Raw genomic sequence first — 20,158 nt, 5'->3', positions numbered from 1 at the left:
TCATTTGTTCCAAACTTTTCGTGTCTGCATACCTTACTAAAAACAGAAGGTGTGTACGATATGGAAGAACAACCAGATATCAGGCTCCCGGAAGATGCCGGCCCCCATGCTTCCTCTAACATCGAATGGTGGTATGCGTTCACTTTTTTAAACAGCAGCCGCGGCAGCAGATATGCTTTGATGACTTCTTTTTTTCAAGTCGGAGAATCAGCATGCAGCAAAGGTCATTACCTCATTTATACCTTAATCGATCTGGATAATAAAAAGCAGAAAAATCAATCACGAATCGATAACAAATTGAAACGGAATATGATGTTCCTTTATCTCCCTTTTTATTTGCTCCTCCACCCTTTCGATACAACTATGTGGCGTCTTTATAAAAGCTTGATTGCCGGCAGGATTCCCCGTCCCCATGGACTGCTTCGCAAGGCTGTTATCAAACAAAACCCGCTGCGACTTATGTATGGAAAAAATAGCATGACTTTTGAAAAAGAAAAGGAAGACTTTCACCTGCTTTTATCTGAAGACGGCATAACTGCAGACCTTCACTTCCAACCAAGAAAACCTCATGCACTTATCGGGACTGATGGAAAGCCGGATGACTTGTACTATTATTCATTCACACAAAATAAAGTATCAGGTAAATTGCACACACATAAAGGGATAGAATCAGTGAGTGGTGAAGGATGGTTTGATCATCAATGGGGAAAAGATTACAGCCTGGTGAAAGGAACCGGATGGAACTGGTTCGGGCTGCAGTTGGATGATGGACGTGAACTGCTCTTGAATGAAATGCGGAGCAATGATGGAGAGACGTCTTCCCAAATGGCTAATGTAATCGAAAAAGACGGTACAGTCAGGTTTACAAGAAATATCTCCTTCCACCCCCTCAAGTACTGGAAAAGCGTGAAAACAAACGCCCGTTACCCAATCGCCTGGCAAATCACTATCCCAGAGTTCAATATTGAGATCCAAACTGTTCCATTCTTTTCTAATCAGGAAATGTTGGTCCTTGGTCCATTACAAGGGATATGGGAAGGTGCTGTATCCCTCACAGGTAAAGAGCGTCTTTCCAATGGAGCTGTTAATCATTTAACCGGAGAAGGGTTTATGGAACTCGTTGGATATGCATTTTCTTCTTGATTCTGGATAGCTGCAGAAATGCAGCTTTTTTATTGTTCCATGACATTTGTCCCCCACTAGGGACTAAGCTTTAATTTTTCGATCAGCTTCTACATCCCTCTTGATTATATGACAAATTTTTCAGGATAAAAGTAACAGATCTGTTGGGTTTATTCGATTTTATGGTATATAAGAAATTTACTTACAATTCGAAAAATAGGATAATGACCTTGTCTTATAATCTATCAAAATAAGGGAGGATTTTTATGTACCGTAAAACATTAACCGCTATTCTAGCAGCCGGACTTGCATTAAGCTCAGGGATACCGGCAGAAGCAGGAAACCACGCTTCAAATGAACAATCGGATCATGCCCTCGATAACAAGGTCATCAAGAAAATCGATTCAGAAAACATGTATCAGCACATCGAAGTATTATCACAACAGCCGCGTGAAGCCGGCACAGATGGTGAATGGCAAGGTGTCCAATACATCAAAGAGCAGTTTGAAAGTTTTGGGTATAAGACAGAAATTCAGCCATTTGAATTTAATAAAGGTTTTAAACGCGGAACCCCATCTATCATCCTGAATGGGAACGATTTTGCAGGGGATGTCCATACGTTCACAGGTTCGATCAATGCTGAAGTCGAAGCGCCACTTGTCTATGTCGGACTCGCTTCTGAAGGTGAAGTTGGTGACGAAGTAGCAGGAAAAATCGCTTTGATTGAGCGTGGTGAAATTTCCTTTTATGACAAGATTCAAAATGTCCTGGACAAAGGTGCCGCAGGTGTCATTATGTTCAACCGGGAAGGAACCACGGGCAACCAATTCGGCGGGATTTATGAAGGACAAGACATCCCGGCAGTTGCTGTTACTCGTGAAGCTGGGCTGGAATTAGTCGATCGTCTAGCAACAGAAGAAGTAATAGCAACCGTTTCCGTAGAGGGTGCCAGCTATATTAAAGGGACAAGTCATAATGTCATTGCTAAAAAGAAACCACACCCTAATAAAGACAATGGACAAATTGTCATGGTAGGTGCCCACCATGACTCCGTAAGTGTTGGTCCTGGAGCTAACGACGATGCTTCCGGTGTGGCTGCAGTTTTAGAGTTAGCCAGAGTCATGGCAAATACCCCTACGGATACCGAGCTTCGATTTGCTACGTATGGTGCCGAAGAAAAAGGGTTGGTCGGTTCCTATGACTATGCTTATTCTCTAAGTGATGAAGAAGTACAAAATATCGTTGGCCATTTCCAGCTCGACATGGTAGGAAGCCGTGATGCTGGAGAATTGATCATGTTCACTCCAAACGGAGAAAAGAACCTGGTGACCGACTATGGTGCTGCAGCTGGTGCCCGCGTCTCTGAAACTGTTCCATACGGACAGCTTGGCCGCAGTGACCACGTCCCATTCTATGAGCGGGGTATTCCGGCGGCTTTGTTCATCCACGCTCCCCTTGAACCTTGGTACCACGGGCCAGAGGATACGATCGATAAAATCAGCAAAGAGAAACTGCAGGATGTTGGAGAAATCGTAGGTGCAGCAGTTTACCAGATTGCGAGACCCGATACCCCAGCGTTAGAGCATGCGAATGTAGCACCAGGAACAGTAGAATATGACTTTGACGACAGACCGCTTTGATCTTCAAAACAAATCGATTAACTGGTAGAAAGCAGCTTCCCCTCCCCTCTTTGTGAGGGGATTTTTTATATGTTTTCAGAAAATTTTAAATAAAAGGGTGACATTTATCGATAATTTGTTATACTGTTTTTTAACGGAACATTTAAGGAATATTTCCTTAAATAAAAAGGAGTGACAACAACTATGAAATCCACTATCGATACTTATATAGATGAAGTAAAAGATGAAATTATTGATATTCGACGGCACTTGCACCTGCACCCGGAATTAAGCGGAGAAGAATTTAAAACGTCCGAACTGGTACTAAAGAAACTGGAAGCCTATGGAATCGAGTACCAAACCGGCTTTGCAGGAACAGGTGTGCTTGGCATCATAAAAGGCAGCAATCCAGGTAAGACGGTTGCCTTACGTGCGGATATGGATGCTTTACCTATCCAGGAAATGAATGACCATCCTTACATTTCAAAAGAAGATGGAAAAATGCACGCTTGTGGACATGATGCCCATACTTCTATGCTTCTCGGTTCAGGTTATGCGTTAAATCAAATGCGAGAGCAAATAAACGGTATCGTATTATTAGTATTTCAGCCTGCCGAAGAAAACGCCCCTACTGGCGGCTCTAAACCTATGATGGAGGATGGCGTATTTTCGGAATACCAGCCCGATGTCATTTACGGACAGCATGTCTGGCCCAGCCTGCCTGTCGGCAAAATAGGTATAAGAGATAAAGAGATGATGGGTGCATCAGACCGCTTCAAAGTAACGGTAACCGGACGTGGCGGCCATGCAAGTATGCCGCAGGATGGCAATGACGCGATCATGATCGCCAATCAAATGATCACCAGCCTACAGACCATTATTTCCCGTAACGTGAATCCGCTTGATTCAGCAGTTCTTACAATCGGAAAAATCGAAGGCGGTTACCGCTACAATGTCATAGCTGATAAGGTGACGTTCGAAGGGACGATTCGCACCTATCTTCCAGAAGTGAAAGAAAAGGTCAAGAGCCGATTCCATACCGTTTTACGGCAGACGGCGGAAGCTTTTGATGGATCAGTCGATATCGAATATTTAGACGGATACCCGGCAACAATCAATACGCCGGAATGGGCGCAATTAGCGCGCAACTCTGCTAAATACCTGCTCGGCGAGGATGCTGCACCTGAAGTTGCTCCATCCATGGCTGGAGAAGATTTCGCCCGCTTTTTAGAAAATTATCCAGGCGCCTTCATTTGGCTTGGAACGCAGATTGAAAACAAAGAAGAACAAAAGCCTCTTCATGACCCGAAGTTCAAACTGGATGAACGAGCATTACCGATTGGAAGCTCTTTTTTAGTAAAGCTGGCAATAGATACTTTAGATGAACTGGCAAGGAGGTGATGACATGAATGATAATTTCACTGAAGAAATTACTCCCCTGCTGATTGAATGGCGCCGTACCCTCCACCAGAATCCTGAACTTGGTTTCATGGAGTATTACACCACTTACCGCATTGGTAAGGAATTAGAAAAACTCGGCTTCATTATTCATGTGGGAGTCGATGCCCTTGAAAGTGCGTCTCGCATGGGCGTTCCTGATGAGCCGTTATTAACGGAACAGGAAAACAAAGCGCTTCATTGGGGAGTTGAAGAAAGTTGGATGGAGAAAATGCGCGGGGGCAATACAGGGGTCGTTGCCATATGGGATGCCGAAAAGAATGGTGAGCATATCGGCTTTCGGTTTGATATCGACGCCCTGCCAATAAAGGAAACAGATGCTAAGGACCATTTCCCTTCTAATCATGGCTTCCGTTCTCAAGAAGACGGCGTTATGCATGCATGTGGTCATGATGGTCATACCGCCATCGGTCTTGGATTAGCCCATTTCATCGCTCAGTATAATGATTCGTTGACAGGGCGCTACACACTTATTTTTCAACCGGCGGAAGAAGGCGGACGTGGGGCGAAAGCGATCACGGATAAAGGCTGGCTCGACGAGGTTGATCAATTTTATACGGGTCATATCGGCATCAACCCCTACCCTGTCGGTACGATAGCAGCTACGACGAGAGGTTTCCTTGCTTCTACAAAACTGAATGCACACTTCAAAGGTGTCGCTTCTCATGCCGGAATGAAACCGGAGGAAGGAAAAAACGCACTCCTTGCAGCCGCAACAGCAGCCACTCAGCTCTATGCTATCCCTCGGCACAGCGGTGGTCCCACTCGAATCAATGTCGGAAAAATGAGTGCCGGCAGCGGGCGTAATATTATCCCGGAAGCTTCCTATTTAGAAATCGAAACACGGGGAGAAACGAAAGAGATAAACCGATATGTGTTAGAAGAAGCAAAACGAACCCTTCACGCCGCAGCTATGATGCACGATGTAGAGGTTATGATAGACTTTGTGGGAGAAACAGAAGAAATCGAATGTGATGATTCTTTGATTACTACTATCACCGAAGCCTGCCAATCCAGCAACTATGTTACAGAGGTTCTCCCATTTGCAAAGGTTTCCGGTTCTGAGGATGCCAGCTTCATGACCAACACAGTGCAAAATAATGGCGGAAAGGCGACATACATGCTCTTTGGTACAGAGCTCCCTTATGGTCATCATCATCCGGCCTTCGATTATCAAGAAACAGTTATTTCCGTAGCTGTTGATGCATATATTCACATTCTAAAAGGAGGGATGTCACATGAGTGAAGACTCCCATTGGTTGGAAGAAAAGCTACTGCAGTTGAACCAGGCAGATACTATGGATCAACCACGAGGATTCACCCGTCTTAGCTATAGTCCGGAGGAATCTCGTTCCCATGAAGCTTTTCAACAAATAGCAAACGAGCTCGACTTACAAGTGACTAGCGATAAAGCAGGCAACCAATGGGCTGTGTGGAAGGTGGACAGTTTGGCTCCTACCGTTGCTGTCGGCTCACACCTCGATACGGTCAATGCTGGTGGAGGTTATGATGGGGTCGCCGGTGTTCTTTGTGGTCTGGGAGCAATTAAGCAGATGAAGCATCAGTCGTTTACGCCAAAGAAAAATATTGCGGTCATTTGTTTCGCTTCTGAGGAATCGGCCCGTTTCGGTGTGTCTACTATTGGAAGCAAAGCAGTTACTGGATTGCTGGATAAGCAGGAGCTTGAGAACGTCACCGATGGAGATGGTGTGACGATCAAACAAGCAATCGAGGAGTTTGGACTAGATTGGGAAACGATCGAACAAGCAGAAAAGGCCCCGGATGAATTAGAGAGTTTCCTGGAATTGCACATTGAACAAGGAGTACAAATTGAACATAACGGAGCAGAGATTGGAATCGTCAGAGGTGTAGCCTGCCCGATTCGTCTTAAAGTTACCGCCATCGGCATGTCCAATCATACAGGTACAACTCCTATGGACAACCGGAAAGATGCCTTCGCTGCTATCGCTCCCCTTGTTAATTTTGTCGAGCAGGAAGCCAACAAGATAAACACCAGACAGGAAGTTCCCCTCGTAGCTACGGTAAGTACGGTTCAGTTAAAGCCCAATGCCATGAATGTTATACCTGGTGAAGTCGAACTTGGCATAGATATCCGCAGCGTCGATGACAGCTCTAAATATGAACTGGCAGATCTGATAAAGTCCTATTGCAGCCAGGTCGAAACAAAGCGACAAATAACGATCAAAGTAGAAACATTAGTAAATAATGATTCTATCTTTCTAGCGCCACAGATTCAGGAAAAACTTCAGAAAGTCAGTAAAAGGCTTGGATATAAGGCATTGCTGATGGATAGTGGTGCAGGACATGACGTCATGAACATGGCGGTCCGCTGGCCTTCTGGTCTGATATTCATTCCTTGTAAAGAAGGAATCAGCCATCACCCTAAAGAATATGCAAGTATAGCCGATCTGCAAAAAGGAAGTAACATAATGGCAGCATATTTACAAGAAGAAACAGGTGATGACGATGAAGACAAGAATTGGAGTAATCAGTCCTGCTGACTCGATGCAACGGATTGAATATGTAGCACAAGAATTCGAAAATATAGAATTCGTCCCTCATGTGTATGAAGAATTATCAGAAATTACTAACATTTTAACCAATCACAGGTATGAAGTGGATCAATGGTTCTTTTCCGGCGTCCTGAATTATACGTACGCCACAGAAAATCATTTGATTACGGAGGAAGAAGCGAGTTTCCCTCCCCTGCATGGTTCCAGTTTTTTCGGTATCCTCCTGGAAGCTCAATTAGCCAAGCAGACAGTTTTCCAACAGGTAGGAATCGATACGATTTCCGATGAAGAAATCGAGAAAATACTTTCGTATTACAATCTAGAAAAATTGACTTATTATAACCATCCATTTGAGGGTTACGACAAAATTCAAAACCTTGTCGCTTTCCATAAAAACTTATATGAGCAAGGGAAAACCGAGGTAGTAATCACATCAATCAAGGATGTATTTTATCAGTTGAAGAAGATGAAAATTCCAGTATTTCGTGTAACTCCTTCTTATTTATCGATACGCATGGTCATTCAATTTTTAGAGGAACGGGCACATTCTAAACGGTATCGCAACTCACAAACGGCGATCATCGGCTGTCGTGTTCAATTTAATTTGGATAAACTCGATGACCTCTACTATTCCTTCAAGACTAAATATCAGGAATTAGACTTAAAACGATCACTGTTGCAAGTCACTGAAAAAATAAATGGCTCCCTCATGCAATTAGGGGATGGGTTATTCTTTATCTTTACGACAAGAGGAGAAGTCAGCGAGGACGCTTATGAAGACTTACTGGACCTGATTGAAGAAATTAAATTACAAAATAATATTGAAGCCAGTATTTCTATTGGTTTTGGGGAGACCGTATCACAAGCAGAGCAGAATGTCCGGTTAGGATTCAGGAACATGACCAAACAGGAACAAGCAACCATCCTATTAGTAGATGAGGACCAGTCGATTACATTAAAAAATAAGCAAACTGAGGATTTATCCTACCAAACTGTCGAAACCGGTGCTGACTGGAGGAAAAAAATAAAGGATGCGTCAATCAGCCCAGGAGTCGTTTCAAAAATCATCGCTTATGCAAAACAATACCACCGGGACCAATTTACTTCCCAGGATGTTTCGCGTTGGTTACAAAGCACGGAACGGAATGGCCGTCGAATTTTGACAGAGATGGAGAAAACGAATGTAGTAGAACAATGCGGGGAAGCACAATCCGGTGAAAGGGGGCGCCCCCGTAAAGTATATCGATTCACTCAATTGTAATTTTATAAATTTTGTCTGTTCATCATAAAATTTGTTTATTTTCGGAAGATTAACGGTATTTTTCCAAATTTATGAAGGAAGGTGAAACATATGGCTACTCAGTCAAATGCTTCAGGAGGAAAAGGACTTAACCGCTTTTTGAATGTCATCGAACGTGCAGGTAACCGTCTGCCGGACCCATTCATGCTATTCGTGTACCTTGCTGTGTTTGTTATCTTATTGTCCTGGTTCATTTCTTTATTTGATGTTTCGTTTCAACAACCTGGCAGCGAAGAAGTAATTACCATCAAAAGCCTTGTCTCCGCAGAAGGACTTCAATACATTCTCACTTCAATGCTGGAAAACTTTGTCGGGTTCAAACCATTAGGACTCGTCTTGGCAATGATGCTCGGAATTGGTTTGGCCGATAAAATCGGCCTGTTGGAAACAGCTATTAAGAGCACCATTCTGAAAGCACCACCTGCTTTAGTAACTTATGCAGTAATCTTTGTCGGTATCTTAGGTAACCTTGCCTCCGACGCGGCTTTCGTTATCGTTCCTCCACTAGCCGCAATGGTATTTTACACGGTGGGGCGTCATCCACTCGCCGGTCTGGCTGCAGGTTTTGCTGGGGTCGGTGCCGGGTTTACGGCTAACATCGTCATCGCTGGCACAGATGCATTGTTATCTGGTATCTCCACCGAAGTGATGAAAAACTTAGATTCTAATATTGTGGTTACACCAGTCGATAACTGGTATTTCATGATGGTTTCTGTAGTCGTTCTATCTATCACTGGTGCTCTTATTACCGAAAAAATAGTCGAACCCCGGTTAGGTAAGTACGAAGGAAAAGGCGGAGAAGCCTTGAAAGATGCTACCGATCTGGAAAAGCGCGGGCTTAGGAATGCGGCTATAGCAGCTGTCGCCTATGTAGCCTTAATCCTTTTGGTCATATTCATTCCGAATTCACCACTTCGAAATGAAGAGGGCGGCATCATTCCTTCCCCATTTTTAGATGGGATTATTCCGATTATCTTGTTCTGGTTTGTAGCGGTAGGCGTCACGTATGGTAAAACGGTTGGAAAACTCGAAAGTTCAAGAGATATCTCTAAATTTATGAGCGAAGCAATGAAAGATATGTCCGGTTTCATCGTTTTGATTTTTGCGGCAGCTCAATTCATCGCCTACTTTGACTGGACGAACTTAGGCACCTGGATTGCCGTCAGTGGAGCGAGCTTCCTGGAGTCCATTGGGCTTACCGGAATCGCGGTCATTATCGGTTTTGTACTGTTGACCGCTGTCATGAACTTATTCATCTTCAGTGGCTCGGCACAATGGGCATTAGAAGCTCCGATTTTCGTTAAGATGTTCTATTTCCTAGACTATCACCCAGCATTTATTCAGGCTGCCTATCGTATTGCCGACTCATCGACCAATATCATTACTCCAATGAACCCTTATATCATAATCGTGTTAGCATTTATGAAAGAGTATGATAAAAAAGCCGGGCTCGGTACATTGATTGCCCTTATGCTTCCGTATAGCATCATTTTCTTATCCGTCTGGATTGTGTTGTTGCTAATCTTTGCCTTCCTTGGTATACCATTCGGACCAGGAATCGGTATGTACCTTTAAATCAAGTGGGATATTGGCCTATTATCATTACCAGAATTTACTAATCTAGGTATAGTACAGAATAAACCATTTAGTGATCCGGATAATCCTCTTTTAAAATTTATCTATAAAAAGCAGCCTTTATTGTGGGCTGCTTTTTCTTTATATAGAAAGACATCAAGTAACAAATTTGTCATTTAACAAATAAACCAAACTTTGATAAGGTAAAGAAAAGTATGCGCTTACCCAAAAGGAGGGTTACTTTGACACAGCTTTTTACCGCATTTATAGCAGCGATTTTGATAATTGCAGCCTTTTTTATAAACAGGTATTTTGCCGGAAAAGGCGAGATAACCAACAGCATGGTTTACCCTTCGATTGTGGTTGGGGGTAGCCTCGGTCTGATGATCGGAATTATTGGCGAAGGGTCACTGTCGGCCATCATTCTCACCATGGCGATCTTATCCTTGATCGTATTCATTCAGATGTTTGTCATTCACCGTATTTCCAAACTGATTGGACCGATGAAAGAAAAACAAAATAACTAACCAGAAGCCAGCTCATTTTATAAGAGCTGGCTTTTTGCTTCTCTTCGGTGAATCAAGGGTTAAAAGCAAGTTATCCTTCTTCCTTGTGTCTTTCCAATATAGTAATATGACAAAAATCCACCGCTGAGCATATTACAAAATAAGTGCTTGGATGCATGGTGTAATATATTACTTTACGCAAAAAAATAACACGCCGGCTAAGCGTGCCAAGAGGGTTATCACTTGTCGAACTTTAGGACAGCGATTACAAACATGCCAAAGCTTAACATCAACGTCAGTACTTCAAAAGTGTTCATCTTTTATCGCCTCCTTATGTAAAGCCTTCCCAAACATATGTTTGTCCTATTCAATTTTTCTTAAAAAAAGAAAATTCCCCCTAAAAAACCTCCCTCACTATGAGGGAGGCGATTTAATCATTGAATTTTACCGACATAGCTGAGTTCTTTTACTTCTTTTGCATCATTTACGCCATCTAGAATCTTTCGAACATCAACCAATGCGTCTGTTAAAGGTACCGTTTCACCTTTTTGCCCGGTGAATGCTTCTGCGACGTAAAATGGCTGCGTTAAATAGGCTTCCAGCAACTCTCCCCGTTTATAGAGAGGGGCTTCTGTTTCTGGTAAGCTGTCTATCCCTTTTACATTGACGATTGCACGCAGTTCACGGTACCTGCGGAGTAGTTTTTGAGCGCGCTGCTGTATGGTGAGGTGTGTTTGATCCAGATGCGCGCCTTCTAATATAGAGGAGGTTGAATAGATCGGGTTGACGGCAGGAAACAGATGCCTAGCAGCTAAATCAGCATCAAATTGTAACAGGGTTTCTAAAGGGCCATAAGGTAAATCTTCATCTACCACTTCACCTTTTAAATCAACTAAGAAAGTGGTAACTGAGTCAACCCCTATATTTTGAAGACGTTCCTGTAAATTTTGAATATCACCTTTCAGGACGTGGGAACGGTCAGCAGCGAAAACGATCTCGGTCTTATTCGAAAGCTTTGCTATATACTCATAAGCTTCTTCAATCGAGTGAAACGTATGATCGATATACGCTGAAATGTCATCTACTTCCGGATGTTTACCCTCAGGCTCCAATAAAATCGTTTGATACCCTTGTTGTTTCAAGCGGTGAAAAACCTCAGCTAAAATTACAAGCTGCCCCATTCCAGGCCTTGCTACCAGCCCTATCGTCCCACTCTTCGTCAACGGAGCAAACAAATCTAAAGCCTTGATACCCGTTTCTATCATTTCTACCTTCTCCCCTCTGATAATCAGTTCATCGAGACTACACTCAGCCAATGACGCCAAAGCGACAAGTGTCCTTACTTCTGCTCTTCCGACAGGAATTTTTCCTGTACTAAGATTGGACACTGTAGCCGGTCGTAATCCTACCGATTTGGCTGCCCTTGTTAAATTAGGGACACGCCGTCTCAGTAAAGCCACGTTTAAACGTAAATCTTCCATAAAACACACCTCCTGTTACTTTTAATGGTAATTTATATTACTCAATAAAGCAACATAAAATTACGTTAAAGAGTAATTATTTTTTCTCATAAAAAAGAACGGTCTCTATCGACCGTTCTCTCTTATACTTTTACATTTTCTGGTTTGGTTAATATAATACCGATTAATGCGCCAATACTGATAATCCCGCCTATGATCATTACCAGACTTCCTGTCTCCCCATTAATCACAAAGGTGCCGAATAAGGATATCGCAATACTAATAAGAGAAATCGTATAGAACGCAGCAACAATCTTTGATTCTTTTACATAACCAGTAAAGCCTAAAGTTCCTATTAATGTGAGTATCACTGCCACAAAAATCATGGAGCTACATCCTTTCCTCACGTAAATGATGTGTCTTGTTGTTATGTTTTCCCCGGAACGTTATATCTCATGCTTTACTTTTATTTATCTAAAAGGTAATGAGATTATCGAACATTCATTTCAGACGGCTGAGGTCCTTTTCGTTCGTTGCGGTCTAAGGAATCGATTTTTTTCATATCTTCCTTGTCCAATTCAAAATCAAATACGTCAAAATTCTCCTCAATACGAGATGGGGTCACCGATTTCGGAATGACGATTGTATCCTTTTGCAAATGCCACCGGATAATTACTTGAGCGGCACTCTTTCCGTGCTTATCAGCCACTTCTTTAACTTTTTCATTGCCAAGCACTTCCCCACCCTGCATCAAAGGACTCCAAGCCTCTACGTAAATGTCATGCTGTTTACAGAAGTCTTTCACTTCATTTTGCGCCAAATATGGATGGCATTCGACCTGATTCAATACTGGTGTCACTTCACATTCATCCAAAAGACGCTGCAGGTGATCGATGTCAAAATTACATACACCAATCGCTTTTACACGTCCATCCTGATATAACTTTTCCAAGGCCTTATACGTGTCTACGTAGTCATCGAATTCTGGTGTCGGCCAATGAATCAAATATAAGTCTACATACTCCAATCCAAGCTTTTCTAAGCTTTCATCAAAGGCTTTTAAGGTGTTTTCATAGCCTTGATCGGTGTTCCATACTTTTGTTGTAATAAAAAGCTCCTCACGCGGTAAACCGCTTTCCTGGATGGCTTTTCCCACCCCGCGTTCATTCCCATAGATGGCAGCTGTATCGATCGAGCGATATCCAGTTTCCAATGCTTTTTTCACTGCTGGTACAACCTCTTCATCTTCCACTTGCCATACTCCAAAGCCAAGCTGTGGCATGGTGATGCCGTTATGTAAAGTTAATTTCTGCACAGAAAACACTCCTTTATTTGTAATAACTGTAGTTTATCATAAGAAAATAGGGTAAGGCCTATATAAGCATTTAAAACAAATCAGACCGGAGGGGTCCCATGCTGGATAAAGCTAAGCTATTTGCAGAAAAAGCTCATGAAGGTCAGCAAAGAAAAGGCTCAGGTGAGCCTTACATCATCCACCCGATTCAAGTAGCAGAAACTCTGCATCAGGCAGGCTGCTCTATAGAGGTGGTTTGCGCGGGCTACCTTCATGATGTCGTGGAGGATACCGCCTATGATATTTCAGATATTGAAAACGAGTTTGGCAAAGAGATTGCACATCTGGTAGCTTCCCATACGGAAGATAAGTCGAAAACCTGGACGGAACGTAAACAGCACACCATCGATACGGTAAAAAAAGGCTCAAAAGATGTTAAGTATCTGATTTTAGCCGATAAACTGGACAATCTTTTATCAACAGAAAAAGAGTTGGAAAAGCACGGGAATAAGGTTTGGAACAATTTTAACGCCGGATACGAAAAGCAAGAATGGTACTACGAATCAGTTGCTAATTATATGTATGAGGGATTTCTGAAAGCTGAAACCCCAGACTTCTTCCAGAAATACGAAAAAGCTGTTGCCAGAGTATTTGGATAATATTACAAAAATGTTAATTCAGTGGCATCTATGTTTGATCTCCGCCTTAAGCTGGATATTGTTTACTGTGAAGCAATTAAAACCCATTCAAGGGAGGAGATAATATGGCTACTTTACAAGAAGTTATGAACGATAATGTCGAAAACTGCAAACCTCAAGATGATCTTCAAACGCTTGCGAAGGCAATGAAAACAGAAGATGTTGGATTTCTTCCTATTGCTAATGAAGATGGATATTTAGGCGTTGTTACTGATCGTGACCTCGTTGTACGCGGTCTTGCGAAAGGTTCTGCTGATCAGGTTAAAGCAGAAGATATCATGACTGAAAATGTTGTTACAGGCACTCCAGACATGCAGGTTGAGGAAGCAACGAGATTGATGCAAGACCATCAAATTAAGCGCCTGCTAGTAGTTAAAGATCAAGAAGTAAAAGGTGTTGTATCATTAGGTGATTTAGGCGTTAACGAAATGGAAAAAGTGGCTGGAGACACAGTAAGTGAGATTAAAAAAGGTTCTGGCAACAACTAATTTTTAAAACAAAGGATAGCACTGCGTTTTTAGCGGGGTCTGTCCTTTGTTTATTTTTCTCCAATAATCTTTTTATGCATCCAGATTGCAGCCTGAAGCCCTTCACCCATTGCTACGGCCACTTGTTCTGAATGGGCAACTACATCCCCGGCCGCCCACACCCCCGGTATATTGGTCATTTTCGTCCTGCCATCGACAAGGATATGTTTATTATGATGCAGTTCGACTCCAATTCCTTTTGCCAATTCAGATTTGACTTTATTTCCTCCAAAAGCGAAAAACGCATACTTCGCTTCGATTCGGCTTCCATCTTGTAAAACAACTCCATGGAATTTATCGTCATCTGATAAAACGCGATCCACTGATTGGTGAATATACTTAATATTCTTTTCAGCAAGTTGGGCCTGTAAATCGGAATCAACTTCCCTCTGTTCATGATTGATGTAAGTAAGTTCCTTCGTCCAATAAGAAAGAGTTAATGCCATATTCGCCCCTGGGTTTCCTGTCCCAAGCACTAATGTCCGCTCCCCTTTCACTTGATACCCATCACAATCCGGACATATAAACACACATAACCCAAGACAGGGGTAAAGATCTGTAAACTTATGAGGAATACGATCGACCACACCGGTAGCCAACAAAATACACGAGGTAATTAAGTTATTATGTTCATTGGTAGAAACAAGGAAGTCCCTCCCTTCCTTCCTCACATCTGACACAGTATCCTGAAGAAAATTAACACCTAATCGTTCTGCTTGTTGTTTACCAATTGTACGAAGCTCTTTGCCGCTGACCCCCTCAGGCCACCCTAACAAATTATGATAACAACGGCATAAATTCGATCTTCCTCGGTCCGAATCAATCACCAATGTCTCATGCTCATACCTTCCCAACTGAATCGCCGCCTGAAGGCCTGCGATGCCTCCTCCTACAATGACCGCTTCATATTTTTTCACTGGTACCACTCCTAATTATTCACCTATCCTCTTATTGTCACTTTCCTTGTGCATCCCATACATTAATTTCACTCATTTAAATATATTCCCCGGGAAATATCAGCATTCATTAACTCTACATATAATAAAAAAGCCTCTCTTCACGAGAGACTTGTTAATGGATCTGAAACAGGTATTCCTAATTCATCAAATGTGAATAACAGGTATTCTACATCTACCTCCCCAGAGGTGCTTTTTCGATTGATTTTACTTAATTGCTTTATCAGATCTTCTTTGGTTTCCTTTACAAAAGTACTGACAATAACATAACTTATACTTATTTTCTTATTTTTATGGATGATTTTTTGATATTCAACTGTTTCGTGCAGGATTTGTTGAATGGAAAAGGTGAGTGGTTCGATAGGAAATGGATCATGAGGAATAATTTTAGTAGCACATATGACACTTTTATCTTTTAGCTCTAACAACCCGTCAAACTCTAACCGCTTCTCCTTCGTTGTAATCCGAATATGGCGCTGGACCGGGGTATTGTAACGTCTTTCGATTTCTTTAAAAGCAAAATCTTCTGCAATGAGAGCTAATTGTAAAGGCTGCATAGTTTCTGTAGTATTAAATTTTTCAGGAGTAGCAGTGACTAATTCCGTATCATCCGAAGGCTGTTTTTCACCTTGTTCAAACTCGATGATCTCCTGCAGCTTATGATCGAATATCTCCTGGTTCGACACAAATTCTTTTTTATAGTCGAAGTACTCTTTATTTCCCCGTATGATAGCAGCAAGATTCTGCAAATATTCCGTCCTGGTGACAGCAGTTGCAATAATGAAGATTCCAGCAAGATAACTCCATGTGTTATTGGCAAACAAACATAAGCCAAGCAATAACAGAATTCCAGCAATTTTTAAAGCATGAGCTTTTAACCTAGATTTGAATGAAAGAAACGCACTGATAAGACCAAGCAAAATAGATACTGCCGCTAAACCTTCTCTGAAATTTTCAGGTAAAAGTATGTCGATCCCCTCCACCTCCCCGCTCGTTTATTACATTATATGCCCCAGAACATGGAAAAACAACGCTGCCATATCCATAAAAAATCAGGACTGAATGCTTATTTTTTTTAGTTTTATAACCCTAAGGTTCCGAATAAAAAAATGACTTCCAGGAAAAGCACTACCTTTTCTGAAAGTCATTTATTCTTAATTATTCATTTTTGAAAGAAAACCTCCGAGCAGATCTTCATCCGAATCTTCTTCTTCGTCCTCGCGATCGTCATGGTGCCCCTTCAGTTCATCTCTCATTTGGTCAAAGTTGAGGTCATCCAAAGCCTTATCCATCTCTGCCCAGTCTTTCTCGTCTTTCGCTTCTTTTTCTACCGGTGCAGGCTCACTTTTTTCTTCTACCGCAGTAGTCGCTGCCATTTCTTCCTGTAAGTATAAAGCTTCATCTATATTGACGGTATTACTATTCATAGAAGCCAGAAGCGAAGTGGCTCTGACCGGGTCAGCAAGCAAGTGATGAATAATGCTCCCAAGCAGTGCTTCCGAATGCTCATGTTTGATCCAATTACGTTGTTCTTTCGTCAATTGTCTTGGAAGTGGAATCGTGATAGTCTCCCTATCTTTAGAAAGAGATTCATTGACCCCTTCTAAAACGAACTGTGCAATTTTACTCGAAAAATTCCTGCGTTCTGTTTCTTTCAATTTACTCAGTTGTTTCAGTAGATGGTCAGGTGTGTCAGAAGGGACACGAAATGTTATCGATTGGCCCCTCTGAATACCTTTCCCTGCATTACTCATACAATCACCCTATTTTGATGAAGAAGCTTTTTGTTTTTCACCTTTTTTATCTTCCACTTTACGGCTGTCACTCTTACGGATAAAGTCAGAGATCAGCTTATAGTAAGCATTGGACATCATCCAGATACTTTCTTTTTCATCCTCGAAGAATTCAATATTGAAACCATCCAGGTTGTTATTCAATGTCTTCAAATAATCTTTCAAGACAGAGGCACCGCCACCAACAAAGTAGCAGATTTCTGACTGGGAGTTCTTTTGCCATACGTTACGAAGGAAGCGGTATTCCTTTTTAGCAAGTTCCAGCAAAATCCGATCCGTAATGTCATGTACGCTTGTTCTGCTTCCTTTAACCATGATATGGTTGCGATCATTTTTTCTGGTAATGATATCCACTACATCTCTTCGGCTGTCCAATTCTACTCCGTGCTTACTTCTGATTTCTTCACGGATTTGTTCAAGAGATTCCGATACCCCAAGATTGAACCCTTGCGCTTTATCATCATCTACATTACGGTTGCGGATCACAGCGATATCTGTAGAAAGTCCGCCTATATCCTGAATCAGAATCTGCTTATCGATCAAGTCTTTATTGATGATATTCAAATGGTTATCCATTACCAGGTTGATGTACGCTGCGAAACCTTCTGGATAAACTTTTACTTCATCAAATTTAATATTCACTTTTTTGCCTTGATATTTTGGCGTTACAAGAAACTCTACCTGGTGAACCGAACCGAGCAGTTGGGAACGATAACCAACATCTTTTCCTTCTTTTACTTCTCTTAACGGCAGGCCAGTACCCAATGTGTAATTTGCATCGATTACGCCATTATTCTTCTTGAAGCCTTTATCCGGTGTTTTTTCATTTACAGCATCCAGTGCAAGTGCTGCGAATAACATGACTAATGTCTGATCTTCTTCTGCTTTACTGCTTCCTGGATCCAGTTCTGTTGAATTGGTGCTTTTCGTTGCCAGGTTACCTACGCGGTAGATTGCATTATTTTCATGCAGGGCAGGGGAGTGGACACGAATGTGGATATTATCGATAGGATCTTTATCATCTAAATCCTCAATACCGATTACCGGACGATCTTCCACCTCACGCGCTATCACATTCGGTATGTATAGATCGGAATCCAATTTTCCAAATAGTGCTTTTACAGCATCATTACCAACATCGACCGCTGCAATTCTTGAATTTGTCATTTTTCAACTTTCCTTTCTATTTTAGGATTACTCATTAAGCCTGTTCCATAAACTACCTATATATCCAATTACTATTTCAAAGTTATAGCAGATTGATAGTATCGTCAATAAGAAAATAGTTGCATACAATCAAGCAAACAAGCAAACATTCCCGTTTACATGCAAGACAATTTGCACACATGCCTTTGTATCAATATGCGTACTTATTTGTGTACTTGCATACATTATTGTGTACATTTTGTATTCTTTTTGTATACATGTTTACTTTTATGATTACTTGTATGCATTTTTGCACACACAAGAAAATATCCGTTGTTATTCTATTATTTTACAAATGTGAATAGTATCGAATAATGAGAGATTATGGCATATCCGAAGAGAATAGAGTTAAATTGTATGGAATTGAATAGAAAGTAAGAGGGTAAAAGAGAGAAAATGATGGATTGATATGAAAAAAAGGAGGGAGAAAGAAAAGGATTATATTATAAACAAAGAAAAAAGCCATTATCCATAATAAGATAACGGCTAAAATGAGGGAGAAAATATCCAGAAGTTAACAGATATGATTATTGATCCGCTGGATAGACAATTCCAGCTTGTTTCCTGGCTTCCTCGACTATTTTAATAGTAGTAAGAGAGTGATAGTGCGAATTAATAGCAGACTCCCTCTTTCCTTCTGTAATAAGTTTAATGAACTCAGCTACCTCATAGTACATAGAGGGAAAAGCAGAAGATTGAGTGATATTTTCCTCACTACCATCCTTATACCTAATCTCTACGTGCTCAGGGTCGGAAATGTTATCAATTAATATACTGCCATTCTCCCCCTGTATTTCAGATGGAGAAAAAGAAGTAGAGATCTTGGAGTGTATCACCACCGCTTCCATATCAGCATAACTGAAGATGATACTTCCTTCTCCATCCACTCCTGTCTCCAGCTTCACTGCATGAGCTTGTATGCTTTGAGGAGATTCAAATAAAAGCAGCATCGGATAAATGCAATACACTCCTAAATCCATCAACGATCCATTGGAATACTTAGGATTGAAGGCATTAAGAACCTCCCCCTTCTTATAAGCATCGAAACGAGAGGAATACTTACAGAAGCTTCCAACATAACGCCTTACCTTCCCTATTTTATGGATGTTTTTTTGTATACTTAGAAAATTTGGCAGGAAAGTGGTCTTCATGGCCTCCATCAGCAGCACTTCATTTTTCTTAGCTGCTTCAACCATTGATTCTACTTCTTTAGCATTTGATGCCATCGGTTTTTCGCACAACACATGTTTCCCCTTCTCCATTACTGTGATTGCCTGATGAGCATGAAAAGAATTGGGACTGGCTATGTAAACAGCATCGACATTATTACTTTTTGCCATTTCTTCAACGCTTCCGTATACTTCTTCAGCACCGTATTTTTCAGCAAATTCTTCAGCTCTTTCTTTCGTACGGGAATACACTGCTGTTAAATGGAAGTCCTCATAATCTTTTACATCTTCTAATAATCGTTCCGTAATAAAATTCGTACCGATAATGCCAAAACGAACCATAATCTTTAATTCCTTTCCTAAAACATTTGGTATACCTTCGTATAGCACTGTAGCGCATTTAAAGGGCATGTATGAGGGTTTTACAATAGAGAGAGGTATAGTCTAGTAAACTTACTCAAATAGCCCTTCTACTACTTAAATTAAAACATAAAGTGCAAAATTAAAACACCAACCTTAAAAAATGCTAAGGTTGGTGTTCGTAGAGTCTACTTGAAAATAAGTACTTTTCCTACAGTGCCATCAGCACTTTGACCAGTAACACGGAACTTCAAGCCGTATTCAGGGACATTTCTTCCTGCGTCTACTAGACCTGGGTTGCTGAAATCCGCGCTATCATCGAATAATGGTGTACGCTTTGTGAAATTATCTTTTAAAGTAACTCCCCACAAGTCCGTATAGTCTAAGAACATCTTTTCGGACTTCTCAAGCGAAAATGCAGCGTCATGTAATTGATAACGTGTAGAACCTACTGCCTTGTCGCTCCAATAGTTGGTATGCTGGTCTGCGTCCACTACACCGAGGAAGCCGTCCCCTGGGTGAACGCCTGTCCAATTGTTATCGTAGCTACCATCGAAATACCATACAACCAGACCTATGCC

At 41.6% G+C, this 20,158-nt stretch carries 19 protein-coding genes and 1 pseudogene; 10 read left to right on the top strand and 10 right to left on the bottom strand.

Features of this window, described 5'->3' with window-relative positions; translation table 11 throughout:
• Positions 1-60 precede the first annotated feature (60 nt).
• The 8 genes from BLV00_RS03720 to BLV00_RS03685 all read left to right on the top strand — a co-directional run bounded on the left by BLV00_RS03720 (position 61) and on the right by BLV00_RS03685 (position 10,135).
• Complete coding sequence (locus tag BLV00_RS03720; RefSeq protein WP_093042530.1) at positions 61-1,143, top strand: lipocalin family protein; 1,083 nt, start codon at positions 61-63, stop codon at positions 1,141-1,143.
• A 245-nt stretch (positions 1,144-1,388) separates the two neighbouring features.
• The gene (locus tag BLV00_RS03715; RefSeq protein ID WP_093042528.1) at positions 1,389-2,762 is read left to right on the top strand and encodes a M28 family peptidase; all 1,374 of its coding nucleotides are present in this window, start codon (positions 1,389-1,391) and stop codon (positions 2,760-2,762) included.
• 183 nt (positions 2,763-2,945) lie between these two features.
• Positions 2,946-4,142 carry a M20 metallopeptidase family protein gene (locus BLV00_RS03710; RefSeq protein WP_093042526.1) on the top strand — a complete coding sequence of 399 codons (1,197 nt, stop codon included), beginning with the start codon at positions 2,946-2,948 and terminating at the stop codon, positions 4,140-4,142.
• On the top strand, positions 4,123-5,445 hold the full coding sequence (locus BLV00_RS03705; protein ID WP_425441637.1) for an amidohydrolase: 1,323 nt from the start codon (positions 4,123-4,125) through the stop codon (positions 5,443-5,445). Before BLV00_RS03710 ends, BLV00_RS03705 begins: the two co-directional genes overlap by 20 nt.
• Positions 5,438-6,721: a M20 family metallo-hydrolase gene (locus tag BLV00_RS03700; RefSeq protein ID WP_093042522.1), complete on the top strand. Its 1,284-nt coding sequence runs from the start codon at positions 5,438-5,440 to the stop codon at positions 6,719-6,721. Before BLV00_RS03705 ends, BLV00_RS03700 begins: the two co-directional genes overlap by 8 nt.
• A complete protein-coding gene (locus BLV00_RS03695; protein WP_093042520.1) occupies positions 6,687-7,994 on the top strand; it encodes a hypothetical protein in 1,308 nt (435 codons plus the stop codon). The genes BLV00_RS03700 and BLV00_RS03695 overlap by 35 nt, the downstream gene beginning before the upstream one ends.
• Positions 7,995-8,084: 90 nt before the next feature.
• Positions 8,085-9,608: an AbgT family transporter gene (locus tag BLV00_RS03690; protein WP_093042518.1), complete on the top strand. Its 1,524-nt coding sequence runs from the start codon at positions 8,085-8,087 to the stop codon at positions 9,606-9,608.
• A gap of 242 nt (positions 9,609-9,850) precedes the next feature.
• Entirely contained in the window at positions 9,851-10,135 is a 285-nt protein-coding gene (locus BLV00_RS03685) for a hypothetical protein (protein WP_093042516.1), read from the top strand.
• 218 nt (positions 10,136-10,353) lie between these two features.
• Here BLV00_RS03685 and BLV00_RS22735 read toward each other — a convergent pair whose 3' ends face one another.
• The 4 genes from BLV00_RS22735 to BLV00_RS03670 all read right to left on the bottom strand — a co-directional run bounded on the left by BLV00_RS22735 (position 10,354) and on the right by BLV00_RS03670 (position 12,889).
• Entirely contained in the window at positions 10,354-10,431 is a 78-nt protein-coding gene (locus tag BLV00_RS22735; RefSeq protein ID WP_419177281.1) for a putative holin-like toxin, read from the bottom strand.
• Positions 10,432-10,548: 117 nt separating this feature from the next.
• Positions 10,549-11,595 carry an ATP synthase beta subunit C-terminal domain-containing protein gene (locus tag BLV00_RS03680; protein ID WP_093042514.1) on the bottom strand — a complete coding sequence of 349 codons (1,047 nt, stop codon included), beginning with the start codon at positions 11,593-11,595 and terminating at the stop codon, positions 10,549-10,551.
• Between the two features lie 122 nt (positions 11,596-11,717).
• Positions 11,718-11,951, bottom strand: coding sequence for a hypothetical protein (locus BLV00_RS03675; protein WP_143030670.1), 234 nt, complete (start codon positions 11,949-11,951; stop codon positions 11,718-11,720).
• 113 nt (positions 11,952-12,064) lie between these two features.
• On the bottom strand, positions 12,065-12,889 hold the full coding sequence (locus BLV00_RS03670) for an aldo/keto reductase (RefSeq protein WP_093042510.1): 825 nt from the start codon (positions 12,887-12,889) through the stop codon (positions 12,065-12,067).
• Between the two features lie 98 nt (positions 12,890-12,987).
• Here BLV00_RS03670 and BLV00_RS03665 point away from each other — a divergent pair, with 98 nt between their 5' ends.
• Positions 12,988-13,527 carry an HD domain-containing protein gene (locus tag BLV00_RS03665; protein ID WP_093042508.1) on the top strand — a complete coding sequence of 180 codons (540 nt, stop codon included), beginning with the start codon at positions 12,988-12,990 and terminating at the stop codon, positions 13,525-13,527.
• Between the two features lie 104 nt (positions 13,528-13,631).
• Positions 13,632-14,054 (top strand): CBS domain-containing protein, encoded by a 423-nt coding sequence (locus tag BLV00_RS03660; protein ID WP_093042506.1) that lies wholly within the window; start codon positions 13,632-13,634, stop codon positions 14,052-14,054.
• Positions 14,055-14,104: 50 nt separating this feature from the next.
• On the opposite strand, the gene BLV00_RS03655 is transcribed toward BLV00_RS03660, so the two are convergent.
• The 6 genes and pseudogenes from BLV00_RS03655 to BLV00_RS03630 form a co-directional block, all read right to left on the bottom strand.
• The gene (locus BLV00_RS03655) at positions 14,105-15,010 is read right to left on the bottom strand and encodes an NAD(P)/FAD-dependent oxidoreductase (protein ID WP_093042504.1); all 906 of its coding nucleotides are present in this window, start codon (positions 15,008-15,010) and stop codon (positions 14,105-14,107) included.
• Positions 15,011-15,150: 140 nt separating this feature from the next.
• Entirely contained in the window at positions 15,151-15,873 is a 723-nt protein-coding gene (locus BLV00_RS03650) for a hypothetical protein (protein ID WP_218131880.1), read from the bottom strand.
• Positions 15,874-16,203: 330 nt separating this feature from the next.
• Positions 16,204-16,803 (bottom strand): hypothetical protein, encoded by a 600-nt coding sequence (locus BLV00_RS03645; RefSeq protein WP_093042500.1) that lies wholly within the window; start codon positions 16,801-16,803, stop codon positions 16,204-16,206.
• Between the two features lie 9 nt (positions 16,804-16,812).
• The gene (locus BLV00_RS03640; RefSeq protein WP_093042498.1) at positions 16,813-18,009 is read right to left on the bottom strand and encodes a ParM/StbA family protein; all 1,197 of its coding nucleotides are present in this window, start codon (positions 18,007-18,009) and stop codon (positions 16,813-16,815) included.
• A gap of 566 nt (positions 18,010-18,575) precedes the next feature.
• On the bottom strand, positions 18,576-19,559 hold the full coding sequence (locus BLV00_RS03635) for a Gfo/Idh/MocA family protein (protein ID WP_093042496.1): 984 nt from the start codon (positions 19,557-19,559) through the stop codon (positions 18,576-18,578).
• A 206-nt stretch (positions 19,560-19,765) separates the two neighbouring features.
• A pseudogene (locus tag BLV00_RS03630) lies at positions 19,766-20,152 on the bottom strand (protease); the annotation flags it as partial.
• Positions 20,153-20,158 lie beyond the last annotated feature (6 nt).

It is taken from the genome of Thalassobacillus cyri (assembly GCF_900107755.1).
Classification (GTDB): Bacteria; Bacillota; Bacilli; order Bacillales; family Halobacillaceae; genus Thalassobacillus; species Thalassobacillus cyri.
The sequence above is the reverse complement of the archived record's forward strand: the minus strand, read 5'-3'. Positions and strand labels throughout refer to the sequence as shown.

Excerpts from the sequence above, each read along its gene's own strand:
- BLV00_RS03710 (WP_093042526.1), top strand. The coding sequence starts at position 2,946 with ATGAAATCCACTATCGATACTTATATAGATGAAGTAAAAGATGAAATT.
- BLV00_RS03705 (WP_425441637.1), top strand. The coding sequence starts at position 4,123 with ATGAACTGGCAAGGAGGTGATGACATGAATGATAATTTCACTGAAGAA.
- BLV00_RS22735 (WP_419177281.1), bottom strand. The coding sequence starts at position 10,431 with ATGAACACTTTTGAAGTACTGACGTTGATGTTAAGCTTTGGCATGTTT.
- BLV00_RS03635 (WP_093042496.1), bottom strand. The coding sequence starts at position 19,559 with ATGGTTCGTTTTGGCATTATCGGTACGAATTTTATTACGGAACGATTA.
- BLV00_RS03690 (WP_093042518.1), top strand. The coding sequence starts at position 8,085 with ATGGCTACTCAGTCAAATGCTTCAGGAGGAAAAGGACTTAACCGCTTT.
- BLV00_RS03720 (WP_093042530.1), top strand. The coding sequence starts at position 61 with ATGGAAGAACAACCAGATATCAGGCTCCCGGAAGATGCCGGCCCCCAT.
- BLV00_RS03640 (WP_093042498.1), bottom strand. The coding sequence starts at position 18,009 with ATGACAAATTCAAGAATTGCAGCGGTCGATGTTGGTAATGATGCTGTA.
- BLV00_RS03680 (WP_093042514.1), bottom strand. The coding sequence starts at position 11,595 with ATGGAAGATTTACGTTTAAACGTGGCTTTACTGAGACGGCGTGTCCCT.
- BLV00_RS03695 (WP_093042520.1), top strand. The coding sequence starts at position 6,687 with ATGAAGACAAGAATTGGAGTAATCAGTCCTGCTGACTCGATGCAACGG.
- BLV00_RS03665 (WP_093042508.1), top strand. The coding sequence starts at position 12,988 with ATGCTGGATAAAGCTAAGCTATTTGCAGAAAAAGCTCATGAAGGTCAG.
- BLV00_RS03700 (WP_093042522.1), top strand. The coding sequence starts at position 5,438 with ATGAGTGAAGACTCCCATTGGTTGGAAGAAAAGCTACTGCAGTTGAAC.
- BLV00_RS03715 (WP_093042528.1), top strand. The coding sequence starts at position 1,389 with ATGTACCGTAAAACATTAACCGCTATTCTAGCAGCCGGACTTGCATTA.
- BLV00_RS03660 (WP_093042506.1), top strand. The coding sequence starts at position 13,632 with ATGGCTACTTTACAAGAAGTTATGAACGATAATGTCGAAAACTGCAAA.
- BLV00_RS03645 (WP_093042500.1), bottom strand. The coding sequence starts at position 16,803 with ATGAGTAATGCAGGGAAAGGTATTCAGAGGGGCCAATCGATAACATTT.